This window comes from Sporosarcina sp. resist, assembly GCF_014302295.1.
Classification (GTDB): Bacteria; Bacillota; Bacilli; order Bacillales_A; family Planococcaceae; genus Sporosarcina; species Sporosarcina psychrophila.
The window spans coordinates 2,853,655-2,874,450 of record NZ_CP060287.1 but is presented as its reverse complement, the minus strand read 5'-3'; the positions used below and the strand labels follow the sequence as shown (position 1 = coordinate 2,874,450).

The 20,796-nt window shown below is 41.3% G+C and carries 23 protein-coding genes; all 23 read left to right on the top strand.

Annotation, left to right across the window (positions count from 1 at the left end; translation table 11 throughout):
* Nucleotides 1-13 precede the first annotated feature (13 nt).
* The 23 genes from efp to H7992_RS13940 all read left to right on the top strand — a co-directional run bounded on the left by efp (nucleotide 14) and on the right by H7992_RS13940 (nucleotide 20,790).
* On the top strand, nucleotides 14-571 hold the full coding sequence (gene efp, locus H7992_RS14050; RefSeq protein WP_067209913.1) for an elongation factor P: 558 nt from the start codon (nucleotides 14-16) through the stop codon (nucleotides 569-571).
* A 135-nt stretch (nucleotides 572-706) separates the two neighbouring features.
* Nucleotides 707-916 (top strand): SpoIIIAC/SpoIIIAD family protein, encoded by a 210-nt coding sequence (locus H7992_RS14045; RefSeq protein ID WP_067209912.1) that lies wholly within the window; start codon nucleotides 707-709, stop codon nucleotides 914-916.
* The gene (locus H7992_RS14040) at nucleotides 895-1,293 is read left to right on the top strand and encodes a SpoIIIAC/SpoIIIAD family protein (protein ID WP_156476044.1); all 399 of its coding nucleotides are present in this window, start codon (nucleotides 895-897) and stop codon (nucleotides 1,291-1,293) included. Before H7992_RS14045 ends, H7992_RS14040 begins: the two co-directional genes overlap by 22 nt.
* A 15-nt stretch (nucleotides 1,294-1,308) precedes the next feature.
* Nucleotides 1,309-2,208: a stage III sporulation protein AE gene (locus H7992_RS14035; RefSeq protein WP_187044999.1), complete on the top strand. Its 900-nt coding sequence runs from the start codon at nucleotides 1,309-1,311 to the stop codon at nucleotides 2,206-2,208.
* 8 nt (nucleotides 2,209-2,216) lie between these two features.
* Nucleotides 2,217-2,384: a hypothetical protein gene (locus tag H7992_RS14030; protein WP_156476043.1), complete on the top strand. Its 168-nt coding sequence runs from the start codon at nucleotides 2,217-2,219 to the stop codon at nucleotides 2,382-2,384.
* Between the two features lie 22 nt (nucleotides 2,385-2,406).
* A complete protein-coding gene (locus H7992_RS14025) occupies nucleotides 2,407-2,877 on the top strand; it encodes a hypothetical protein (RefSeq protein WP_187044998.1) in 471 nt (156 codons plus the stop codon).
* The gene (locus H7992_RS14020) at nucleotides 2,864-3,409 is read left to right on the top strand and encodes a SpoIIIAH-like family protein (protein WP_067209902.1); all 546 of its coding nucleotides are present in this window, start codon (nucleotides 2,864-2,866) and stop codon (nucleotides 3,407-3,409) included. Before H7992_RS14025 ends, H7992_RS14020 begins: the two co-directional genes overlap by 14 nt.
* Before the next feature lie 389 nt (nucleotides 3,410-3,798).
* Entirely contained in the window at nucleotides 3,799-4,308 is a 510-nt protein-coding gene (gene accB, locus H7992_RS14015) for an acetyl-CoA carboxylase biotin carboxyl carrier protein (protein WP_067209900.1), read from the top strand.
* A gap of 13 nt (nucleotides 4,309-4,321) precedes the next feature.
* Nucleotides 4,322-5,668 (top strand): acetyl-CoA carboxylase biotin carboxylase subunit, encoded by a 1,347-nt coding sequence (gene accC / locus H7992_RS14010; RefSeq protein ID WP_187044997.1) that lies wholly within the window; start codon nucleotides 4,322-4,324, stop codon nucleotides 5,666-5,668.
* Between the two features lie 17 nt (nucleotides 5,669-5,685).
* Nucleotides 5,686-6,087: an Asp23/Gls24 family envelope stress response protein gene (locus tag H7992_RS14005; RefSeq protein ID WP_067209894.1), complete on the top strand. Its 402-nt coding sequence runs from the start codon at nucleotides 5,686-5,688 to the stop codon at nucleotides 6,085-6,087.
* 114 nt (nucleotides 6,088-6,201) lie between these two features.
* Complete coding sequence (gene nusB / locus H7992_RS14000) at nucleotides 6,202-6,582, top strand: transcription antitermination factor NusB (RefSeq protein WP_067209891.1); 381 nt, start codon at nucleotides 6,202-6,204, stop codon at nucleotides 6,580-6,582.
* A gap of 24 nt (nucleotides 6,583-6,606) precedes the next feature.
* Entirely contained in the window at nucleotides 6,607-7,482 is an 876-nt protein-coding gene (folD, locus tag H7992_RS13995) for a bifunctional methylenetetrahydrofolate dehydrogenase/methenyltetrahydrofolate cyclohydrolase FolD (protein WP_067209889.1), read from the top strand.
* 72 nt (nucleotides 7,483-7,554) lie between these two features.
* The gene (xseA, locus tag H7992_RS13990; RefSeq protein WP_187044996.1) at nucleotides 7,555-8,910 is read left to right on the top strand and encodes an exodeoxyribonuclease VII large subunit; all 1,356 of its coding nucleotides are present in this window, start codon (nucleotides 7,555-7,557) and stop codon (nucleotides 8,908-8,910) included.
* Between the two features lie 33 nt (nucleotides 8,911-8,943).
* Nucleotides 8,944-9,153 (top strand): exodeoxyribonuclease VII small subunit, encoded by a 210-nt coding sequence (xseB, locus tag H7992_RS13985; RefSeq protein ID WP_067213961.1) that lies wholly within the window; start codon nucleotides 8,944-8,946, stop codon nucleotides 9,151-9,153.
* The gene (locus tag H7992_RS13980) at nucleotides 9,146-10,030 is read left to right on the top strand and encodes a polyprenyl synthetase family protein (protein WP_187044995.1); all 885 of its coding nucleotides are present in this window, start codon (nucleotides 9,146-9,148) and stop codon (nucleotides 10,028-10,030) included. The genes xseB and H7992_RS13980 overlap by 8 nt, the downstream gene beginning before the upstream one ends.
* Before the next feature lie 96 nt (nucleotides 10,031-10,126).
* Nucleotides 10,127-12,028, top strand: coding sequence for a 1-deoxy-D-xylulose-5-phosphate synthase (gene dxs / locus H7992_RS13975; protein ID WP_067213960.1), 1,902 nt, complete (start codon nucleotides 10,127-10,129; stop codon nucleotides 12,026-12,028).
* Entirely contained in the window at nucleotides 12,025-12,846 is an 822-nt protein-coding gene (locus H7992_RS13970) for a TlyA family RNA methyltransferase (protein WP_067209882.1), read from the top strand. The genes dxs and H7992_RS13970 overlap by 4 nt, the downstream gene beginning before the upstream one ends.
* 91 nt (nucleotides 12,847-12,937) lie before the next feature.
* On the top strand, nucleotides 12,938-13,387 hold the full coding sequence (gene ahrC / locus H7992_RS13965) for a transcriptional regulator AhrC/ArgR (RefSeq protein WP_067209880.1): 450 nt from the start codon (nucleotides 12,938-12,940) through the stop codon (nucleotides 13,385-13,387).
* Between the two features lie 15 nt (nucleotides 13,388-13,402).
* Nucleotides 13,403-15,100, top strand: coding sequence for a DNA repair protein RecN (gene recN / locus H7992_RS13960; protein WP_067209878.1), 1,698 nt, complete (start codon nucleotides 13,403-13,405; stop codon nucleotides 15,098-15,100).
* A 163-nt stretch (nucleotides 15,101-15,263) separates the two neighbouring features.
* Nucleotides 15,264-16,232: a SpoIVB peptidase S55 domain-containing protein gene (locus H7992_RS13955; protein ID WP_067209875.1), complete on the top strand. Its 969-nt coding sequence runs from the start codon at nucleotides 15,264-15,266 to the stop codon at nucleotides 16,230-16,232.
* Between the two features lie 253 nt (nucleotides 16,233-16,485).
* The gene (gene spo0A / locus H7992_RS13950) at nucleotides 16,486-17,277 is read left to right on the top strand and encodes a sporulation transcription factor Spo0A (RefSeq protein WP_067209873.1); all 792 of its coding nucleotides are present in this window, start codon (nucleotides 16,486-16,488) and stop codon (nucleotides 17,275-17,277) included.
* Nucleotides 17,278-18,527: 1,250 nt separating this feature from the next.
* Nucleotides 18,528-20,090 carry a flagellar assembly protein A gene (locus tag H7992_RS13945; protein ID WP_187044994.1) on the top strand — a complete coding sequence of 521 codons (1,563 nt, stop codon included), beginning with the start codon at nucleotides 18,528-18,530 and terminating at the stop codon, nucleotides 20,088-20,090.
* A complete protein-coding gene (locus tag H7992_RS13940) occupies nucleotides 20,083-20,790 on the top strand; it encodes a glycerophosphodiester phosphodiesterase (protein WP_187044993.1) in 708 nt (235 codons plus the stop codon). Before H7992_RS13945 ends, H7992_RS13940 begins: the two co-directional genes overlap by 8 nt.
* The last annotated feature ends 6 nt before the right edge of the window (nucleotides 20,791-20,796 follow it).

The window sequence follows — 20,796 nt, the reverse complement described above, 5'->3', positions numbered from 1 at the left end:
TGGAGGAATCATCTTGATTTCAGTAAACGACTTTAAAACAGGATTAACAATCGAATTTGACGGGGATATTTGGCGCGTAATGGATTTCCAACACGTTAAACCAGGTAAAGGCGCGGCGTTCGTTCGTTCGAAACTGCGCAACTTACGTTCAGGCAACGTCAATGAAAAAACGTTCCGTGCTGGAGAAAAAGTTGCGAAAGCACAAATTGATAACCGCCGCATGCAATATTTGTATGCAAATGGAGACGAGCATGTCTTTATGGATAACGAATCGTACGAACAGATTGAACTTCCAGAGAAGCAGATTGAAGACGAATTGAAGTTCCTAAAAGAAAATATGGAAGTTCATGTTATCTTGTTTAAAGATGAAGTACTTGGTGTTGAACTACCTGTAACAGTTGTTCTTGAAGTTGCAGAAACTGAGCCGGGTATTAAAGGCGATACAGCAAGCGGTGGTTCTAAACCAGCTAAAATGGAAACTGGCGTTGTTGTACAAGTGCCATTCTTCGTTAACATCGGAGATAAACTTATCATCAACACAGTGGAATCTGAATACGTTTCTCGCGCATAAGGAAGAATCGTTCTTTTTGCCAACTTACTTTGTTAAAACTAAAAAAACACCTTGCGTTCCTAATTGGGATGCAAGGTGTTTTTTGCATATGACAGGTCCACTGCACATAGGATAGTGTAATGGGGGGAATACCGGATGGAACTAAATGATTTGCTACGCGTTGCCGGTATCGGATTAGTCATCGGTTTTCTGCATATCTTTTTCGAACAAACTGGCAGGAAAGAGTTTTCCTTTTTTCTTTTTTTCATCGCTTATATCTATATCACTGCTGAAATGCTCCGCTTCCTGAAGATTTTCTTCACTGAAATCACGGAGTTTTTCCAGTGGTTGTCGATGTCAGTCTGATGTTAACCTTAATTCAGTTAATTGTTGTCTTCCTTATTCTCCTCCTCATTTCATTTACTGTACCTAAACTGCAGCCAATTTTGTATGCATCTATTTTTTTCTATTTTCTCTTCCACCTGCTTAATACAATCGTCTTTCCGTTCGGGAAATATTTTGTCGCTTTGTTTGAACCATTACCAGATCCATTTGCAAAATTATTAATCGGCAGTGCCATTCTGTTTTATGTCTCTGAGCTCATCGCAAAACATATCGAAGAGGCAGGATACGGCTCACTTGCCGCAGTAGCTCATTTCGCTGTAAAAATTGTCATACTGACTTTGTGGATGCAGCAGACGTCCGCATTAATCGAAATCCTTTCAAAACTCATTACAAAATGAACAGGCGGGGCATCCATGATTTCTTTTTTAGAATCGATACTCGGAACCGTATTGTCAAGCTTTGTCATTATCATCATTGCAACTTTTATGGCATTGTTGGTAGATTTTTTGTTCCCATCGTTTGCAAAATGGACGAGGATGATTTTGATATTTATTGTTGTAACGGTTGTATTGCAACCCGCATTTGAACATCTAACTCTCATTCGTGATATTGCAAACTCGATATCGATGATGTTCATTTCTATTTATCCGATATTGACTGCCAGCATGGTTGCTGCGGGTGGAGCATTCAGTATGCTGAACTTTCAGCCTGCAATGCTGTTATTTGCAAATGGTGCAATTGTCCTCACGGAGAAAGTACTGATACCACTTTTAACAGCTGCACTTATCTTAGATCTTGTATCTAGGATACTACCGGCCGTTCCGTTTACTAAAATGGCAGATTTAATTCGGACGACCCTTCTGGGAACGGTTTCGGCCGTCGTTGCAGCTTACTCCATTTTTATAACCGTGGGAGGCACGATGACTTGGGCGCTCACTGGGCTAGCGAGCGAACCTATTAAAGAGCTGATACGTCAAAACGTCCCCCTTATTGGTTCATTTATGACCGAAAGCATGGGAACGATGGGTCGCTATTCGTCGGGGGCGAGTGTTTTCGCTGGAGGTTGGCTTATATCGGCAATTTGGACTGTTGCACTCATTCCATCGTTTAAAACACTCCTTACCGCGTTTTTCTACAGATGGACCGCAGCACTCATTGAACCATTTGCGAATGAAGATATCACTGGAATTTTGGACGATATTGGTAGAACGTTATTTGTGTTATGTGCTGTTTCTTTTTTAATAGCTTTTGCGTTTATCTATACTGCACTTTTTTCAATAATCCTTGTGAAGTTGATTACTACGATGAAATGAGGCGTGGAATGGAGTCTTTTTTAATAGGTGTTCTTCTTATCACCCTTTTGGCTTCAACAATTCTGTTGTTATTTCCAAATGAAACAGAAGAAAATTTCCTGCCAATTGTTAAACTCGCTATGGGCATTTGGATGATTCAATCATTCTTCAAGATTTTTGGTCATAGCCTTCTATGAAACTGCATAAAATGATTCATTGATGACAGGTCGTACAAGCGGCACAATGAGTGGAAATGGTGATAATATGCACAAACCAACAAGGAAAACCCATACGATCCTCCTCGGGACGATTGTTCTCCTGGTCATCATTTTCATCAATTCTAGTCTTGGGGTCATCGGGGGGGAGAAGGGAAAGAGGGAGGAGAGCGGGGAATTTGCAGCACTACAAGAGGCGCTGATGAAAATTGAAGGGATCGGGGAAATTTCGTTATATTTCCATTATGAAAATAGGGAGTCTACTAATCAGCTAACCGATTACTTTTCAACGTCCACTGCATCGGCTAAAAAGGGAAGTGAGCTACAAGGCGTTCTTGTCGTTGCGGAAGGTGCGGAAGACTTCAAAATTCAAAACGAACTATCGAAGATCCTGTCAACCGTCCTCCAGCTGCCCGAACATCGAATTGTCATCGCTAAAATGAATAATAGGGGGAACACTAATGAGAACGAATAAAAGAACAGTATGGTTTTTAACATTGCTCAGTCTAGTTGCAGTCATTTCCATCTATTACATCAAGGAAAAATCACCAATGCCGTTCGATGGGATCAACATTTTTAAAGACTCAGAAAGCGCTGTACAACTGGTCGAAAATTCGAATGATGCAGAAAAAACACAACCAGTCTTCGCAGAAGCAGTTGTGTTCGAAGAAATGCGAATGCAGATCCGTGATGAACGAAGCAAAATTGGGGAGCAATTGTTGTCTAAAATATTAACGTCTGATACAGCCGAAGAAAAAAACAAGGTGTACGAAGAGATGGGTCAGCTGACTAAACGCGAATCGGCTGAGGCGCTAATGGAATTACAAATTAAAGCAATGGGATATCCTGAAGCATTCGTCTACAATGAAGACGGTGCAGTGAAAATTACTGTCCTTTCCAACGAAGGCCATTCATCTAAAATGGCGGAAGAGATTACTCATTACGTCATGACGAGCTGGAAAGACGCAAAAGCAGTGAATATTACTTTTACTGGTGACATGGAATGAATATGGAAAATGAAGGCCCTAGATAGGGTCTTTTTTTTATTATATAGGAGATAATAAAATCTCGTACTGTGGAGAAGTTGTAACGTAGAGATTTTACGTCTAGACTCCAGCGCCTATCCCTTGGCCCACACGACGTGGGTCATGCAGCTATTGCAACAGGATGTCGCGGAATTAAACTGCCTTCCTCTGTCACTTTAGGCCTTTGCCTACAGACCTTCCGGCTGAGACTGAACTTCATCCCTCCTACATATCGGAGCTAAACATACGCCTATGCTTTTGTTCTTTAACAGCAAACTTTAATGTAAATAACCATTATCTATTTCAATATGGGACGAAAACAGCTAAAATAGTTAAAGAACATAATTATAATGGAGTCAGGAGAATCGATCATGCTAAAAATTCAAGAAATCCGTGAAATTATTAAACTAATTGATCAATCTTCAATTGAAAAATTCACTTATGAATCAGATGGTGCAAAACTCGTATTAAAAAAAGGTAGTGCGGCACAAGCTGCAGTAGCTACAACAGTTGTCGAACAAGAACAATCTGTTCAACAGGGAGTGTCTGCTGAGCAAGTTCAGAGAACAGAAGAAGTAATTGCTCCTCAACAGGTAACACCAGTTGTACCCGTTGTTGAAGTACAAGTGGAAGATCCATCGCTGCACAAAATTACATCACCGATGGTTGGAACATTCTATTCAGCATCGTCCCCTGATGTACCAGCTTATGTACAAAAAGGTGATAGCGTGAAATCGGAAGCTATCGTGTGCATCGTAGAAGCAATGAAGCTATTCAATGAAATTGAAGCGGAAGTTTCAGGGGAAATCGTTGAGATTCTCGTAAAAGACGGTCAGCTCGTTGAATACGGACAACCTCTCTTCCTTGTAAGAGCTAATTAAGGAGGAATGAAAAATGAAGAAGGTTTTAATAGCTAATCGCGGTGAAATTGCCGTACGTATTATCAGGGCTTGTAAAGAACTTGGTATGAAAACAGTCGCGGTTTATTCAGAAGCTGATCAGGAAGCTCTTCATGTCGAATTAGCAGATGAAGCTTATTGCGTCGGTCCAAAATTATCTAAAGACAGCTACCTAAATTTTTCAAATATCATCAGTGTTGCAAAACTAACTGGTTGCGATGGAATTCATCCGGGATATGGTTTCCTAGCGGAAAATGCGAGTTTCGCCGAACTATGTGAAGAGGTTAACATTGAATTTATTGGACCTACTGCGGACAATATTTCACGGATGGGTACGAAAGACGTAGCGCGTGAAACAATGCGAGAAGCAGGTGTGCCAATTGTTCCAGGTTCTACTGGAATCGTTGCTGATGAACAAGATGGTCTCCGAATCGCTGAAGAAATCGGTTTTCCAGTTATCATCAAAGCTACAGCAGGCGGCGGTGGTAAAGGTATTCGTGTTGCAAGGGATGCTGAAGAGTTAATCAATGGAATCAAAATCACTCAAAAAGAGGCTGCTGCTGCATTCGGCAATCCTGGCGTCTACATTGAGAAGTTTATTGAAGTGTTCCGCCATATCGAAGTTCAAATACTTGCTGATAAATATGGTAATACAATTCATTTAGGAGAACGTGATTGTTCGATTCAGCGCAGAATGCAAAAGCTTGTTGAAGAAGGGCCATCACCAGCTCTGACACCTGAACTGAGATTAGCAGTAGGCGACGCGGCGGTCAAAGCGGCAGAAGCTGTCAATTACGAGGGTGCTGGAACAGTTGAATTCATTTTCGATCATATCAATCAAAAATTCTACTTCATGGAAATGAATACGCGAATCCAAGTAGAACACACGATTACAGAGATGATTACAGGAATTGATTTGGTTCAACAGCAACTGAAAATTGCGTCAGGTGAAAAACTTGCCTATCGCCAAGAAGATATTAAAATCAATGGTTGGTCAATCGAATGCCGCATCAACGCAGAAAATCCGTCGAAAAACTTTATGCCTTCACCGGGGAAAGTAACTATGTACATGCCTCCAGGCGGCTTTGGTGTTCGGGTAGATTCTGCCATGTATACGGGCTATTCAATCCCGCCGTTTTACGATTCGATGGTTGCGAAACTAATTGTTCATGCAGATACAAGGGAAGAAGCGGTAGCTAGGATGAAACGTGCACTTGATGAATTTATCATTGAGGGTGTCGAAACAACTATCCCGTTCCACTTGAAGCTTATGGATAATGAAGTCTTCAAATCAGGAGATTTCGATACGAAATTTCTTGAAAGATACACGGTTATGAACTGAAAGGGAGGGGACTTGGAATGACTGATAAAACAATTCCAACATTCGTCGGGATGGCTCCGGCGGGGGATGGTGAGCTCGGACGTGTCCAGCTTGCTCCCGAAGTTCTTGAAGTGATTATCGGAATTGCGACGACGGAAGTAAAAGGCGTCGCGAATACAAGAGGAAACTTTGCCACTGGAGTTGCGGAAAAGTTCGGTAAAGTGAACCATGGGAAAGGGGTCAAAACGGAATGGTCTGAAGAGGGTCTGACGATTGACGTATATTGCGTTGTCGAATACGGCTATTCTGTACCTGCCATTGCCGTGGATATCCAAAAGCAAATTCGTCATGCAATTTTCCACATGACTTCCCTTGAAACGAAAGAAGTCAATGTCCATATTACAGGGATCCAGTTTGAGGCTGGAGCGGAAACGGAATGATCTGAAAAGCATCGTCCAGCCGGATGATGCTTTTCAACTTGTCTTACTGTATCCGGCAACCTGTTTATGCTATGATAATGCCCTAGAGATATGGTAGTGGAGGAGAATAAGAAGATGAAACGAAGAGAAGCACGTGAAAAAGCAGTACAAACCCTTTTTCAACTTGATAATACAGAATTGAGTGTAGATGAAGCAATTAACTACATTGTTGAAGAACCAGCAAATCGTTTTTATGAACAGCTTGTACGGGGAACTGTGCAAAATAAAGAAGCAATAGATGAGGTCCTCACAGGAAAACTGGAACACTGGTCATTGGACCGACTTCCGAAAATTGAGCGGACTGTTTTGAGAATCGCAGTTTATGAATTGCTGTTCAATGAGGAAGTACCACATAGAGTAGTCTTGAATGAGGCAATCGAGCTATGTAAAATATTCGGCGATGAAAAATCAGGCCGTTTTGTGAACGGTGTACTATCCAAGTTTGAAGAAAAATAATTGAAACCATTTGGAGGTATCATGATGACTGGAAAACTGATTGATGGAAAAGTAATCGGGCAAGAGATCAGAGACGAAATCAAGGAAAGAGTAACTGCTTTGAAAGAGCACGGTTGTCAGCCGGGGCTTGCGGTCGTTCTGGTTGGTGAGAATCAGGCTTCCCGTACATATGTTAGGAACAAGCAGAAATCAAGTTCGGAAGTGGGCATGAAATCGGAACTGATTGAACTTCCAGTCACAGTATCCGAAAAGGAGTTACTCGATCATGTCACACGGCTGAATAATGATGATTCAATTCATGGTATTCTGGTTCAGCTTCCGTTACCCGACCATATTGACGAAAACCTAGTCATCAGTGCAATTGACCCGACAAAAGATGTAGATGGATTCCATCCTGAAAATGTTGGGAAAATGATTATTGGTCAAAAAGCATTTCTATCATGCACGCCATACGGTATCATCAAACTCCTCGAACGAACAGATACTGAAATCAGCGGTAAGCATGCTGTTATCGTTGGACGCAGTAACATTGTCGGAAAACCGATGGGTCAATTGCTTTTACAGCGCGATGCGACAGTCACATACTGTCATTCTAAAACCAAGGATTTAGCTTCATTTACGAAACAGGCTGATATTCTCATTGTCGCAATAGGCAAGACAAAGTTCATCACAGATGAGCACATTAAAGAAGGTGCTGTCGTTATAGATGTTGGTATGAACCGCGATGAAAATGGTAAATTATGCGGAGACGTCGATTTCGAATCGGCAAAAACGAAAGCTTCAGCTATTACACCGGTTCCAGGTGGGGTAGGTCCGATGACAATTACGATGTTACTGAAAAACACACTTCATAGTGCAGAACAGGCTTCTGCAGAGGGAAGATGTTCACAACAACTATAAAAAACCGGACGGACGCTGTTTTTCATTGAAAAGACAGCGTTTCTATACGTCAAGAAACGGGAGGCGGGACTGTTGGCCGGACACCCACACTTGTCTGTACAAGCATTAACGAAATACATTAAACGGAAGTTCGATGCAGATCCCCATTTACGTAATGTATTTGTTAAAGGGGAACTGTCGAACGTTAAAAGTCATCCGAGCGGACATATATACTTCACCTTGAAAGATGAAAAAAGTAGGATCCAGTCAGCGATGTTCCGTTCTAGCGCATCAAGTCTTAAATTCAAGCCTGAAAATGGCATGAACGTACTGATTACAGGCGATGTAACAGTTTTTGAAACGAGCGGAAACTATCAATTATATGTCCAATCAATGCAACCTGATGGTATCGGTGCGCTTTATCTCGCGTTTGAACAATTGAAAGAGAGTCTGGGGAAAGAAGGATTGTTCGATGCGCGTTGGAAAAGACCGCTACCTTTGTTTCCAACTAAAATCGGTGTAGTTACGGCGCAATCAGGTGCCGCAATTCAAGATATCTGTTCAACAATTGAAAGACGTTATCCACTTGCAGAAATCATTTTGTTTCCTGCGATTGTTCAGGGACCGCAAGCAGCACCTTCCATTGTCAAATCAATTGAACAGGCAGATACATATGGTTCCATCGATGTTCTCATCGTTGGACGCGGCGGGGGTTCTATAGAAGACCTGTGGGCGTTCAATGAAGAGTCGGTAGCACGAGCAATCTTTTCTTGCCGACTTCCGGTTATCAGCGCTGTCGGGCATGAAACCGACACGACAATTGCCGATTTTGTCTCGGACAGAAGGGCACCTACTCCGACAGCTGCAGCTGAAATGGCCGTTCCTGCACGTGACGAGTTGTTTGAAAGGCTATTGGACCGGAAACGTGCTATTTATAATTCACTTTCCAATCAGATAAAAAATGAACGCAAACATCTTATAAGCTTACAAACATCCTATCCACTTCAATTTCCCGAGCGTCTTTATCGTCCGTTCACTGATAGATTGATTGGACTTGAGGGCAGACTCTTACGAAGCGGACAAGATATTACAGGCCACCGGCTATCCCAATACCAAAGGTTAAATAGTATGCTGTCCACTTTCTCACCTGAACAGCGAATCAAAGAAGGTCACAAGAATATAGTGGCACTCACGGAACGTTTGACTAGGGGAGTTCATCAAGACGTTCGCATACAAAGTGATCGTTTCCATGCATCTGTTCGTATGCTAAAGGCACTTAACCCACTTACTATTATGGAGCGCGGCTATTCGATTGTTTATCAGAACAACGAAGTTGCTAATTCTACCAAATCGCTTGAGGTTGGTGGAAACATTCAAATACGCTTGCAAGATGGAACCGTAGAAGCGATGGTCCAAAAGATTACATTGCATGAAGGGGAGGAAATTTAATTGGGAAAAGAGCCAATCCGCTTTGAAGAAGCGATGCTTAACTTAGAGGAAGTTGTCCAAAAGCTTGAAACAGGGGACGTACCACTTGAGGATGCAATTACACTTTACAAAAAAGGGATGGAACTATCCGCTTATTGCCACGGGAAATTACAGGATGCTGAAAAACAGCTCATTTCCATTATCGACAAAGATGGCAATAAGGCAGAATTTGATCCGGCGAAAGGTTCTGAGTCGAATGCATAAGGAATTACAACAATTTATCACAAAAAAATTACCTATTATCGATGCCAAATTGAATAGCTTGCTTGCGGCTACGAATGTATCTGAAACATTGAAATCCTCGATGGCCTATTCAATCAATGCCGGTGGAAAAAGGATCCGACCTCTCCTCGTTCTAGCCACACTCGAAGATCTTGGCGTGGAATCTAAAGATGCTTTGACGGTAGCTTGTGCTGCTGAATTGCTGCACACGTATTCCCTCATTCACGATGATTTGCCATGTATGGATGATGATAATTTTAGGCGCGGTAAACCGACGAACCATATCGTGTATGGGGAAGGGGTTGCTGTACTTGCAGGAGATGCTCTACAGACGCTGGCATTTGGAAGTTTAACTCACTTATCAGATACATCCGCACAAGACACTATTCGAATCATCCGTTTACTATCGGACGCTTCTGGAGCGACAGGAATGGTCGGCGGACAAATGCTTGATATTGAAGGCGAGACAAAAAGCGTGTCTTTATCGGAGCTTGAAACAATACATGTAAATAAAACAGGGGCTTTATTGTCATTTTGTATTGGTGCTGGTGCCATATTAGCCGGTTTAGATGAAGAAAAGTCTGCAAAGTTGAAAGACTTTGCTTACCATATTGGACTCGCATTTCAAATACAGGACGATATTTTAGATATCACGTCTACGACTGAAGAACTTGGAAAGACTGCAGGAAGCGATGCGTTAAGTGAGAAGTCCACGTACCCATCACTGCTTGGTCTAGAGGGTGCAATGGCACGTCTGGCAGAACATCACCAATCCGCAAGAGAATCTCTTGCTTTTTTGGAAGCGGAGCATCCGCTTCTAGGGTTATTCGCGGATTATATCGTCGAACGAGAGTCGTAAAGCGAACTAAATTGTTGTGCTGATCGTCCTTATTGATATAATGTATGCAGTTCAGAATTATCCGTGGCAATTAATATGTGAAGGTGTGTGATAATGATGGAACTCACAGAAATTACTAATCCATCTTTTATTAAAAAACTCAATAGGGATCAGATGGTGGAATTAGCAGAAGAAATTCGGAAATTTCTTATTGGAAAGTTATCAGTTACTGGTGGTCATATAGGGCCTAATCTTGGAGTAGTTGAATTGACAATTGCTTTGCATCGTCATTTTGATAGTCCTGATGATAAAATCATTTGGGATGTCGGCCACCAGGCATATGTCCATAAAATTTTAACAGGTCGTGCTGGTGATTTCGATACGCTTAGGCAATTCAAAGGCTTATGCGGATTCCCCAAAATGATTGAAAGCGATCATGACGTCTGGGAAACAGGTCACAGTTCTACCTCTCTTTCTGCGGCTATGGGAATGGCGGCTGCACGAGATGTCAAGGGAGATTCGAACTATGTAATACCGGTCATCGGAGACGGTGCGCTAACAGGTGGTATGGCACTTGAAGCACTTAATCATATCGGTCATGCAAAAACCAACATGATTGTCATTTTGAATGACAATGAGATGTCAATTGCTCCAAATGTCGGTGCGCTTCATGCAGTCCTTGGAAAGTTAAGAACTGCCGGTAAATATAATAGTGCAAAAGATGAACTTGAATATATATTGAAAAAAATTCCGGCGGTTGGCGGTAAACTTGCTGCTGCTGCGGAGCGTGTGAAAGATAGTTTGAAATATCTTCTCGTTTCGGGTGTCTTTTTCGAAGAACTTGGCTTCACATATCTTGGACCAATCGACGGGCATGATTTCAATGATCTTGAACGCAATATTCAATACGCCAAGAAAATGGATGGACCTGTCTTGCTTCATGTTATTACGAAAAAAGGCAAGGGATATAGCCCGGCCGAAGACGATAAAATCGGTACATGGCATGGCACAGGACCTTATAAAATCGAGACAGGTGATTTCGTCAAATCTTCTTCAGTGGCACCTTCATGGAGTGGACTTGTTGCAGGTACGGTTCAAAAGCTTGCTCGAGTTGATAGACGTATCGTCGCAATAACGCCGGCAATGCCTGTCGGTTCGAAATTAGAATCATTTGCAGCGGAATTCCCGGATCGATTCTTTGATGTCGGTATTGCTGAACAGCATGCAACGACGATGGCAGCAGGTCTTGCGACGCAAGGGATGAAACCGTTCTTAGCAATTTATTCGACATTTATGCAACGAGCTTACGATCAGATGCTTCATGATATCTCTAGACAAAACCTAAACGTCTTTATCGGTATTGACCGTGCTGGGCTGGTTGGCGCAGATGGTGAAACGCATCAGGGCGTCTTCGATATTGCATTCTTAAGGCACATGCCAAATCTGGTTATTATGATGCCGAAAGATGAAAACGAAGGTCAGCATATGGTGAAAACGGCTATTGATTATGATGAAGGACCTATAGTAATGCGTTATCCAAGAGGAAATGGACTCGGGGTAACTATGGATGAAACATTACGTCCAATCCCGATTGGCTCATGGGAAGTACTACGTGAAGGCCATGATGGCGTCATCTTGACATTTGGAACAACAATTCCGATGGCATTGGAAGCCGCCAACATATTATTTGCTAAAGGGATTCATGTAAAAGTCATAAATGCAAGATTCATCAAGCCACTTGATACGGCAATGTTAGATACAATTTTCGCAACAGGAATGCCGATTATAACAGTTGAAGAGGCGGTTCTTGCTGGCGGTTTCGGCAGTGCTGTACTTGAATATGCACATGACACACTTCAGAACGTTGCCCCAATTAGACGGATGGGCATTCCAGATCAGTTCATTGAACATGGGAATGTTGACGAACTACTTGCAGAAATCGGTATGACTGCAGGTCATCTAGTTGAGAATATGGAATCATTTATTAAAATGCAAGCAGTGGAAAGGGAACAAGTATGACAAATCGTATACCGAAAGAGCGGGTAGATGTCCTTCTGGTCGCGCGTGGTCTCTTTGAAACAAGGGAACAAGCAAAGCGCTCCATTATGGCGGGCATCATCTTTACCGCTGAAACAAGGCTCGATAAACCAGGCGAAAAAATTTTTGCGGATGCACCTCTTGTAGTCAAAGGTTCGAAACTGAAGTATGTCAGTCGGGGTGGCCTGAAGCTCGAAAAAGCGCTTGAGCAGTTTGATGCTGACGTTAACGGCAAAATTGTGTTGGATATCGGGTCGTCAACGGGCGGTTTCACAGATTGTGCCCTTCAAAATGGTGCGTCACATTGCTACGCGCTTGATGTAGGGTACAATCAGCTGGCATGGAAAATACGTCAGGATCCGCGCGTAACTGTAATGGAAAGAACAAACTTTAGACACGCTACACCAGAACTTTTCACCGAGGGCATACCTCAATTTGCAACAATAGACGTATCCTTCATCTCATTGACGCTTATCCTACCTGCTTTAAAACGCATTCTTGCAGACGGTGGCGACGTCATGGTCCTTGTAAAGCCTCAATTTGAGGCTGGAAAAGGAAAAGTAGGGAAAAAAGGTGTTGTCCGGGAAAAATCCATTCATCTTGAAGTTTTAAGAAAAATCGCTGATGCATCTATACAAGAAGGTTTCAGTCTTCGCGGAATTTCATATTCTCCTGTCACTGGCGGGGAAGGGAATATTGAGTTTCTATTCCACCTGACTTCGGAAGATCATGCTTTGACATCATTTGACGATGTTTCATTCGACAATCTTGTCGAAGAAGCGTACAAGGAACTGCAATAGCACGCATTAATTTGCGTGCTATTCTTGTTGGATGAAATAATGGGTGGTACAGTATGAAGTAAGATATTATTATGGTATGGGAGTGATTAGTATGAATAAAGGGCATAGGCAAATTCGTATTCGTGATATTATCTCGAATTTTGAAATAGAAACACAAGATCAGCTCGTAGATAGCCTAAAAGCAGCGGGAGTGGACGTGACACAAGCGACCGTTTCACGTGATATAAAAGAAATGCATCTTATTAAGGTCCCTTTGTCTGATGGTAGCTATAAATACAGTCTGCCACCCGTACATAAGTACAATACAGAACAAAAACTTCACCGAATGCTAACTGATGCCTTTGTCAGTATTGATGCAGCAGGTCATTTTATTGTTTTGAAAACGCTTCCTGGCAATGCGCAAGCTGTCGGTTCTTTAATGGATCATCTCGGATGGGATGAAATTCTTGGAACGATTTGTGGCGATGATACGAGTTTGATTATTTGTCGTGATGAATCACTGACAGGAGTAGTGAAAGAAAAACTGTTGGCGATGCTCTGAAAGAGGTGAAAGCAATTGTTACGTGAAATCTCCATAAAAAACTTTGCAATCATTGAAAACCTTGAAATAACATTTGATGAAGGCCTAACCGTATTAACTGGAGAAACAGGCGCGGGAAAATCAATTATTATCGATGCTGTCCAACTACTTGCGGGTGGAAGAGGATCACAGGAATTTATCCGTCATGGAGCAACAAAAGCCGAACTGGAAGGGCTTTTCACTATTGAAGAAGAATCGCATCCTATTATTGCACAATTAGCTGAATTTGGTATTGATGCACAGGATGGCGTCGTTATATTGCGGCGCGATTTGAATTCAAATGGTAAAACGGTTTGCCGTGTCAATGGAAAGCTTGTGACGATCGCAATTTTGAGAGAAATTGGTTCACAGTTGATTGACATACATGGTCAACACGAAAATCAGGAATTAATGCATGAAAGAAGTCATATTCATTTACTCGATCATTTTGCTGGTGAAAAACTAGAGCATGCCTATGAAAACTATTTCGAGCTGTATGAAAGCTATCGAAAACTGAAACGGAAGCTTGAGAAGGCAGACGATAATGAGCAACAAGTTGCACAACGTATCGATTTGTATTCATTCCAGCTAAAAGAGATTAATGCAGCTGGACTCGTTATTGGTGAAGAGGACCAACTCGAAGCAGAAAAACAAAAGCTTCAAAACTTCAATCGCTTATTTGAGCGATTGAATACCGCATATGTGTCAATCAGTGGAGATACACATGCGCTTGACTGGGTCGGTTCTGCGATGAGTGATATGGAGGATGCAGCGTCGGTCGATAAAAGCTTGAAACTGCATGCTGAAACGATTGCAACAAGTTTCTATGCCTTACAAGATACTGCACACGAGCTCAAAAGTATACTTGATGATATGGAATTTGATCCTGCAAGACTCGAAGTAGTTGAAGAGCGCCTAGCACTCCACATCTCCTTGAAAAGGAAGTATGGCAAAACGATTGAAGACATTCTTTTGTATCGTGATAAAATCACAGAGGAACTTGAAAACTTAGTAAGTAGGGATGAACGTCTTTTTGCCGAGCAGGAAAAACTTGCGCAACTTCTCCAAGATCTTGAAATCGAAGCAGAAGAGTTATCAATTATCCGCCAAAATTCGTCTATTCAATTAGAAAATGCAATTATGGAACAACTGGAGCAACTTCATATGGGAAAAGCTTCTTTTAAAGTGGAAATTACTCGAAAAGCAGCAGGTACTTTCGATTCAAATGGATATGACGATGTGAACTTCTTGATCTCGACAAACGTTGGGGAACCGTTGAAACCACTTGTAAAAGTAGCGTCGGGCGGTGAAATTTCCCGTATAATGTTAGCGATAAAGACAATATTCTCTAAACATCAAGGAGTTACTTCACTTATTTTTGACGAAGTGGATACGGGTGTAAGCGGAAGAGTTGCACAAGCAATTGCGGAAAAAATAGCAATAATTGCAACAGATTCTCAGGTGCTTTGTATTTCTCATTTACCGCAAGTCGCCGCAATGGCGGATCACCATTACCTCATTAAAAAAAATGTAATAAGTGATAGGACGATGACGGAAATTCATGATGTCATCGAATCAGACAGGACAGAAGAATTGTCCAGGATGTTGTCTGGAGCTGAAACTACGCCATTAACATTAAAGCATGCGGAAGAGTTGTTGAAATTGGCCGCAGAACGTAAGAAATCGTTTAGATAATCACTTAACGTGCATACTACATTATGCACGTTTTTTTATTTTTTTACTCATCGGTTACAAAATGCAATGAAATTAATGTACGTTCCACTTTTGCTTTATTTACCCTTTCATAACATTCCCCTGAACGGACATACCAACAGTATCTTATTAAGGGAGGTGAAATATGGGATGGAGTAGACAGTTTAAGTTGGCCGTTTCGTTTTCTGTGCTTTTACTTGTCATGCCATTCACTACAAATGCAGCATTTGCTAAAGATGGAACGCTGATACCGATGGGACAATCGATTGGTATTAAAATGGATTTGTCGGGAGTCTACATCACAAATGATGTCATGATCAGTAAAGATAACTGGTTGAAGGCAGGTGATCTAATCGGACAATTAGACGATGTAGCAGTCAGTACCCTTCATGAGTACGAAAAAGTATCATCCTCAATGCGAGACAAAAAAGAAATCGTATTGCACGTCATCAGAAACGAGGAAAGCAGTCAAATCCTAGCAGATGGCGAAGCGATGAAACGTCTCCTTCCATTCCTGAAAGATCGAACAGAAGGGACAGGTACCTTGACGTATGTCGATCCGGACAAAGGGACATACGGAGCGCTCGGTCATCAGATCATCGACAGTGCACTGAAATCACCACCTTCGTTTAAAACAGGAGCGATTTATCTTTCAGAAATCGATCAAATTAAAAAAAGCGTGCCCGGAATTCCAGGTTATAAAATTTCAACGATTGTCGATGATGATGATTTTTTAGGGACGATTCGAATAAACGGTCTTTATGGCATCTTCGGGTCGTGGAACAGCGACTATAAGGAAGTGTTAACCGAACCTTTAACGATTATGCAGCCAGCAGAAGTAAAAGAAGGCGCTGCTGAAATTTACACAACGATTAAAGGGACAAAAGTTGAATCCTTTTCAATTCGAATTATAGAAGTAGAACAAGACCAGTTCCATTTCGTTTTAACAGATCCCGAATTGCTCAAAGCAACCGGAGGAATTTTGCAAGGGATGAGTGGAAGTCCCGTTATCCAAAACGGGCAATTTGCAGGCGCGGTAACGCATATGTTTGTCGATGATCCTAAAAAAGGTGCAGCCCTATTTTTGGAGAAAATGCGTAGCGGGGAAAATTAATAAAAGGGCCAACTCGTATAATGAGTTGGCCCTTTTGTCCTGTCGTGTTAAGCTTAGCGAGAACGATTCGACAAACGTTGAGAAAAGAATAGAATTAGTCGAAGTTTAGGGAAACCATATGTCAGAAGTTTCATTTTTGCTAAATAAAAGAGGGTTACTCCACTATTCGTCGAAATTTCCCTTGTGTAGTTAAGAGAATGTTGCTAATGTTTAGGGAAAGAAGTCGTCATAAACGTACAAGGGGGAAATGGGAATGGATAAACTGAAAGTCGCGATTGCTGACGATAACAAGGAACTAGTGAGGACTATGATGACATATTTTGAAAGACATCCTGAAATCGAAGTCATTTGGACGGCGCATAACGGAAAAGTATGTCTGTCGATGTTGGAAGAAAAAAAGCCAGATGTCTTATTACTTGATATCATCATGCCACATCTTGATGGAATTGCAGTCTTGGAAACATTGAGTGGAAATGCACAAACTGCCGATGTGCATATAATTATGTTGACGGCATTTGGGCAGGAAGATGTTATGACACAAGCGGCGAGTCTAGGGGCTTCCTATTTCATGCTTAAACCTTTTGAATTCGATCGACTTGCAAACCAGATATTCCAAGTAGCAGGAACAAGAAAACCGATAGTTCCGATAGCCCAAGCTAGCGGAGAGTATGCGCCAGGAACAGTAAGCCAAAAAGTGCTAGATACTACAATTACAGCAATTATTAAAGAGATTGGTGTACCCGCTCATATTAAAGGCTATGCGTTCATTCGTGAAGCGATTCAAATGGTATATACGGACGTCGATTTGCTTGGTTCAGTGACGAAAGTACTTTATCCGGAGATCGCAAAAAAATACAATACGACAGCATCCCGTGTAGAGCGTGCAATTCGCCATGCAATCGAAGTTGCATGGAACCGTGGAAATTACGATGTCATTTCCAAAATGTTTGGCTACACTGTGCACCATTTGAAAAGTAAACCCACGAATAGTGAGTTCATCGCGATGATCGCAGATAAAATTCGTCTTGAGCATATGGCGAGCTAATCGTTGCTATGAAAGCGTTTTATGTTATTTGAAACAGTGAATTGGCACTTTTATTATTATTAAACCGGTCATCATTCCTATGAAATTTACGTAATCTTTGCAACAAATTACCGAACCGTACGTGCCCGTAGTGTAGCACATATTTCTGCGGAATCGAAAATTGACCTATCGGCGTAAATGCGGACAGGTCGATTTTTACGTTTACAGGCATTACGACGCTGTTCTGACGACTCTAAACGGTTTTCGATACTTGTGGTTGATAGCTATCATGAACTGCCGTGACATCGAGTCACCTGGCTCCAGGATTCTTAAAGGTAGGAAAAGGTAAACGATCCAGTAAAGGGCGAAAACTTCTAACCGAGATGATTTTTCGTGAATTAGTGGAAGCAGTCGGAAAGAGGTTTGTGTTCCAAGTGTAAGAGATTGGCAAAAACAACGTATTCTGGCGTGCTAGAACTTGGACAAAGTAACAGGTCCTTTGTACAGGGACATATCAATAGTGAGGATATAACAGTTCAATTATAAGGCAGCTTAATAGAATAATCGGATATAGTGATGTTATAGATTACAAAAATGTTATATAAAGATATATTAAGAAGTAATCACCAAGGCTTGCTAGTTATTTGTGACAAAGACCCTCATTATAACTTAGAGCAAGTTGAACAAATAAAAAAAGAAAACTACTTTTTACATTGAGCTAATTCTAGGGGCAAACCATTCCTTAGAAAAAGTAGAAATTGACACATTGACCTCAATTTCTACTTTAACGAAAGTGATAGAAATAATGAAACTCATAATATAAGTACATTTGGGCTAACTAAATGTTTAAAAATAAGAATTGAATCTCTGTTTTTATAAGGACTGAAAAGAAAATATTGAAAAAAACCTATTTACTTTGGTAATAAATTATAAACAGAGAAGAGCCATAGGAGAAGATCCAACAACTCATGAGAAATTATCCCATAGGTGGGTTCCTATTTGCTTAATCGAGTGATAAACTAAGGTTGAAAATGACGATGCACCTGCATTCATAAATTAATATATCGTTGTCAGTGAGAGCATGAAAAGCCTATTAATTCCAACTTGAGCATATGGCTAGCTGATTGAAAAACACCTAGTTATGGTAATAGCTACGCCTACTCTCCGAATCTATTTTCGTGTGGTAGGCTTTTTTAAACTAGAGATTAATTAATCTGACAAATAGGTTGAGGATGTTATATAATGGATAAGAGGGAAAGGATGAAGCGGCAGTGTTAGTTCAAAATGAGTTTTTCGATCTTTTAGTACAAGAGGAAAAAGTGATCTTGCGCACTAAGAAGAATGGTTTTCCACTTAAATCATTCGATTCAATTACGCGTGAACATCCACGATTAAAAATCAGTTCATTCCCGATATTAAGGAAAGCGCTTACTGAACTAGAGGCAGAACATATAATAGGCAATTGGATTCCAACTATAGAAATAGCTATTGCTGCTGATAAAATGATTGCTCAACTTTACATAAACGTGTCAACCAAGGAATTTGAAGAAAATAGACAATCAATCCTAAATCAGGCTGATAAAGTGCTTGATGATGCCGGAGTGATTTACGGCAGAACAACTTTGCAAGATGAGCCGTTTAAACCGGGTGAATCGATTATCGCAGCTGTAGGGAGAAAGCCACAAAAAGGTAAAGATGCAGTCGTATCATATATAGAAATACCTGAAAGAAGGCCGATGATCCGTGAAGACGGTTCTGCTGATTATTTTGAAATGAATTTCGTTACGCCTATCAAGCAAGGTGATTGGCTTGGCGAGAAAACATCGGCACAAGAGGGCATTGATGGTAAGGATGTTTTAGGTAACGATCTTCCTGCACGGCGAGGGGATGATGTGAAACTTTACTTTGACAGGAAATCAGTGACTGATGAACAAGAAGCGGACAAAGTAGTTCTGAGGGCGTCACACGGTGGGGCTTTGGAAAGCATTGACGGTATCATTAGTGTAGGGAAGCAGTTAATTGTCAGCGGGGATGTAGGACCTGAAACTGGCTCGATTAAATTTGACGGATCAGTTGTTGTATTAGGAACAGTCATTGCAGGATTTTCAGTAAATGCGACTGGAGATATTTCTGTAGAAGGTAATGAAGGTATCATAAATGCGAAGGAGATACAGTCATCTGAGGGAGACATCTACATAAAAGGTGGGATTTTCGGCGGTGGATTGACGATTGTCGAAGCGCGAGGTAATATTTTTGTTAAACACGCGAACAATTGCAAACTGTATGGAAAAGAAGTACATGTCGGTTTATATTTACTCGGCGCAGAAGTTATCGCAGAATCTGTATTTATTGATAAAAACAAAGGTAAAATTATTGGCGGGAAAATTGAGGCACTTTATAAAATTGAATGTGCATTTGCGGGTAACAGTCATGAACGGAAGACAATCCTTAGTGCAAAAGGGATTGACAAGGAAGTAATGTATATGGAAATTCAAGAAATGGCTAAAAGTTTGAAAGAACGCCAAGGAATCATCGAAAAGCTTGAGCAACACGCTCTCCCATTTAGGAATAGTGGAAGTCTTCTGAAGGGGCCACAGGCAGAAGCCTTTGAAAAAATGTTGGAAACGATTGAATCGAATAGAGATGCCATAGTTGAACTAGATAAAGAAATTCAACTTGGGTTGCGTAAAATTAAGCAAGCAGTTCCCGCTCAAATTGAAGTGACAAGAGAAGCTTATCCAGGTACAATCATTCAAATTGGATTGAAATCGTCTACGCTTCATGTAGGTGCAAAAGGCATTTTTGAAATCGTAGATGGCGTCCTAAATGTCTAATCCTACAGTTTTTGCACATCGAGGCGCTTCTGGCATCTGCTTTGAAAATACAATGAAAGCATTTGAGAAGGCTGTCGATCAAGGTGCTGGCGGCATCGAGCTAGATGTCCAATTGACAGAAGATGGAGTGCCGTTTGTTATCCACGATCCAGGATTATCTAGGCTTGCTGGCATTCGGAAAATGATTTCATCCATGACAAGTACAGAGCTCATGAGAATTCGAGTTGGAAGAAGATATAGACGTTTATTCTGTGGTCATAGCATTCCGACATTGATAGAAGCGGTGTCATTTTGCGAAATGCATGATTTAGCACTTAATGTTGAATTGAAAGAAACGGTTTCGGATCGCCCTGAATTGATCAAAATGATTGTTGATATTGTTTCTGTTATGGGCAATGTTCATATTTCCTCATTTGATTATCGCTTACTTGAAGTGGTCAAAGAGGAAAGCGAACGAATGGAAACAGCCTTTCTTATTGGAAAGAAAAGCGTAGATTGGACTAATCTTAAACAGTATTCATGTGCAGATGGATTCCATTTTCACAAACGGTTGTTGAAAGAGCCCTTTTTGACCAATCTCCTTCAAACCGGGAAAAAGATTCGGGTTTATGGAATGACTGGAACAGAACCAATCACTCTTAATCCGCCTCCTTATATAGATGGCTGGATAACGGATTATCCAAATCGATTCAATAAATAAGCAAAA

Excerpts from the sequence above, each read along its gene's own strand:
- H7992_RS14045 (WP_067209912.1), top strand. The coding sequence starts at position 707 with ATGGAACTAAATGATTTGCTACGCGTTGCCGGTATCGGATTAGTCATC.
- H7992_RS14035 (WP_187044999.1), top strand. The coding sequence starts at position 1,309 with ATGATTTCTTTTTTAGAATCGATACTCGGAACCGTATTGTCAAGCTTT.
- H7992_RS14030 (WP_156476043.1), top strand. The coding sequence starts at position 2,217 with ATGGAGTCTTTTTTAATAGGTGTTCTTCTTATCACCCTTTTGGCTTCA.
- H7992_RS14025 (WP_187044998.1), top strand. The coding sequence starts at position 2,407 with ATGACAGGTCGTACAAGCGGCACAATGAGTGGAAATGGTGATAATATG.
- H7992_RS14020 (WP_067209902.1), top strand. The coding sequence starts at position 2,864 with ATGAGAACGAATAAAAGAACAGTATGGTTTTTAACATTGCTCAGTCTA.
- accB (WP_067209900.1), top strand. The coding sequence starts at position 3,799 with ATGCTAAAAATTCAAGAAATCCGTGAAATTATTAAACTAATTGATCAA.
- accC (WP_187044997.1), top strand. The coding sequence starts at position 4,322 with ATGAAGAAGGTTTTAATAGCTAATCGCGGTGAAATTGCCGTACGTATT.
- H7992_RS14005 (WP_067209894.1), top strand. The coding sequence starts at position 5,686 with ATGACTGATAAAACAATTCCAACATTCGTCGGGATGGCTCCGGCGGGG.
- nusB (WP_067209891.1), top strand. The coding sequence starts at position 6,202 with ATGAAACGAAGAGAAGCACGTGAAAAAGCAGTACAAACCCTTTTTCAA.
- folD (WP_067209889.1), top strand. The coding sequence starts at position 6,607 with ATGACTGGAAAACTGATTGATGGAAAAGTAATCGGGCAAGAGATCAGA.
- xseB (WP_067213961.1), top strand. The coding sequence starts at position 8,944 with ATGCTTAACTTAGAGGAAGTTGTCCAAAAGCTTGAAACAGGGGACGTA.
- H7992_RS13980 (WP_187044995.1), top strand. The coding sequence starts at position 9,146 with ATGCATAAGGAATTACAACAATTTATCACAAAAAAATTACCTATTATC.
- dxs (WP_067213960.1), top strand. The coding sequence starts at position 10,127 with ATGGAACTCACAGAAATTACTAATCCATCTTTTATTAAAAAACTCAAT.
- H7992_RS13970 (WP_067209882.1), top strand. The coding sequence starts at position 12,025 with ATGACAAATCGTATACCGAAAGAGCGGGTAGATGTCCTTCTGGTCGCG.
- ahrC (WP_067209880.1), top strand. The coding sequence starts at position 12,938 with ATGAATAAAGGGCATAGGCAAATTCGTATTCGTGATATTATCTCGAAT.
- H7992_RS13955 (WP_067209875.1), top strand. The coding sequence starts at position 15,264 with ATGGGATGGAGTAGACAGTTTAAGTTGGCCGTTTCGTTTTCTGTGCTT.
- spo0A (WP_067209873.1), top strand. The coding sequence starts at position 16,486 with ATGGATAAACTGAAAGTCGCGATTGCTGACGATAACAAGGAACTAGTG.
- H7992_RS13940 (WP_187044993.1), top strand. The coding sequence starts at position 20,083 with ATGTCTAATCCTACAGTTTTTGCACATCGAGGCGCTTCTGGCATCTGC.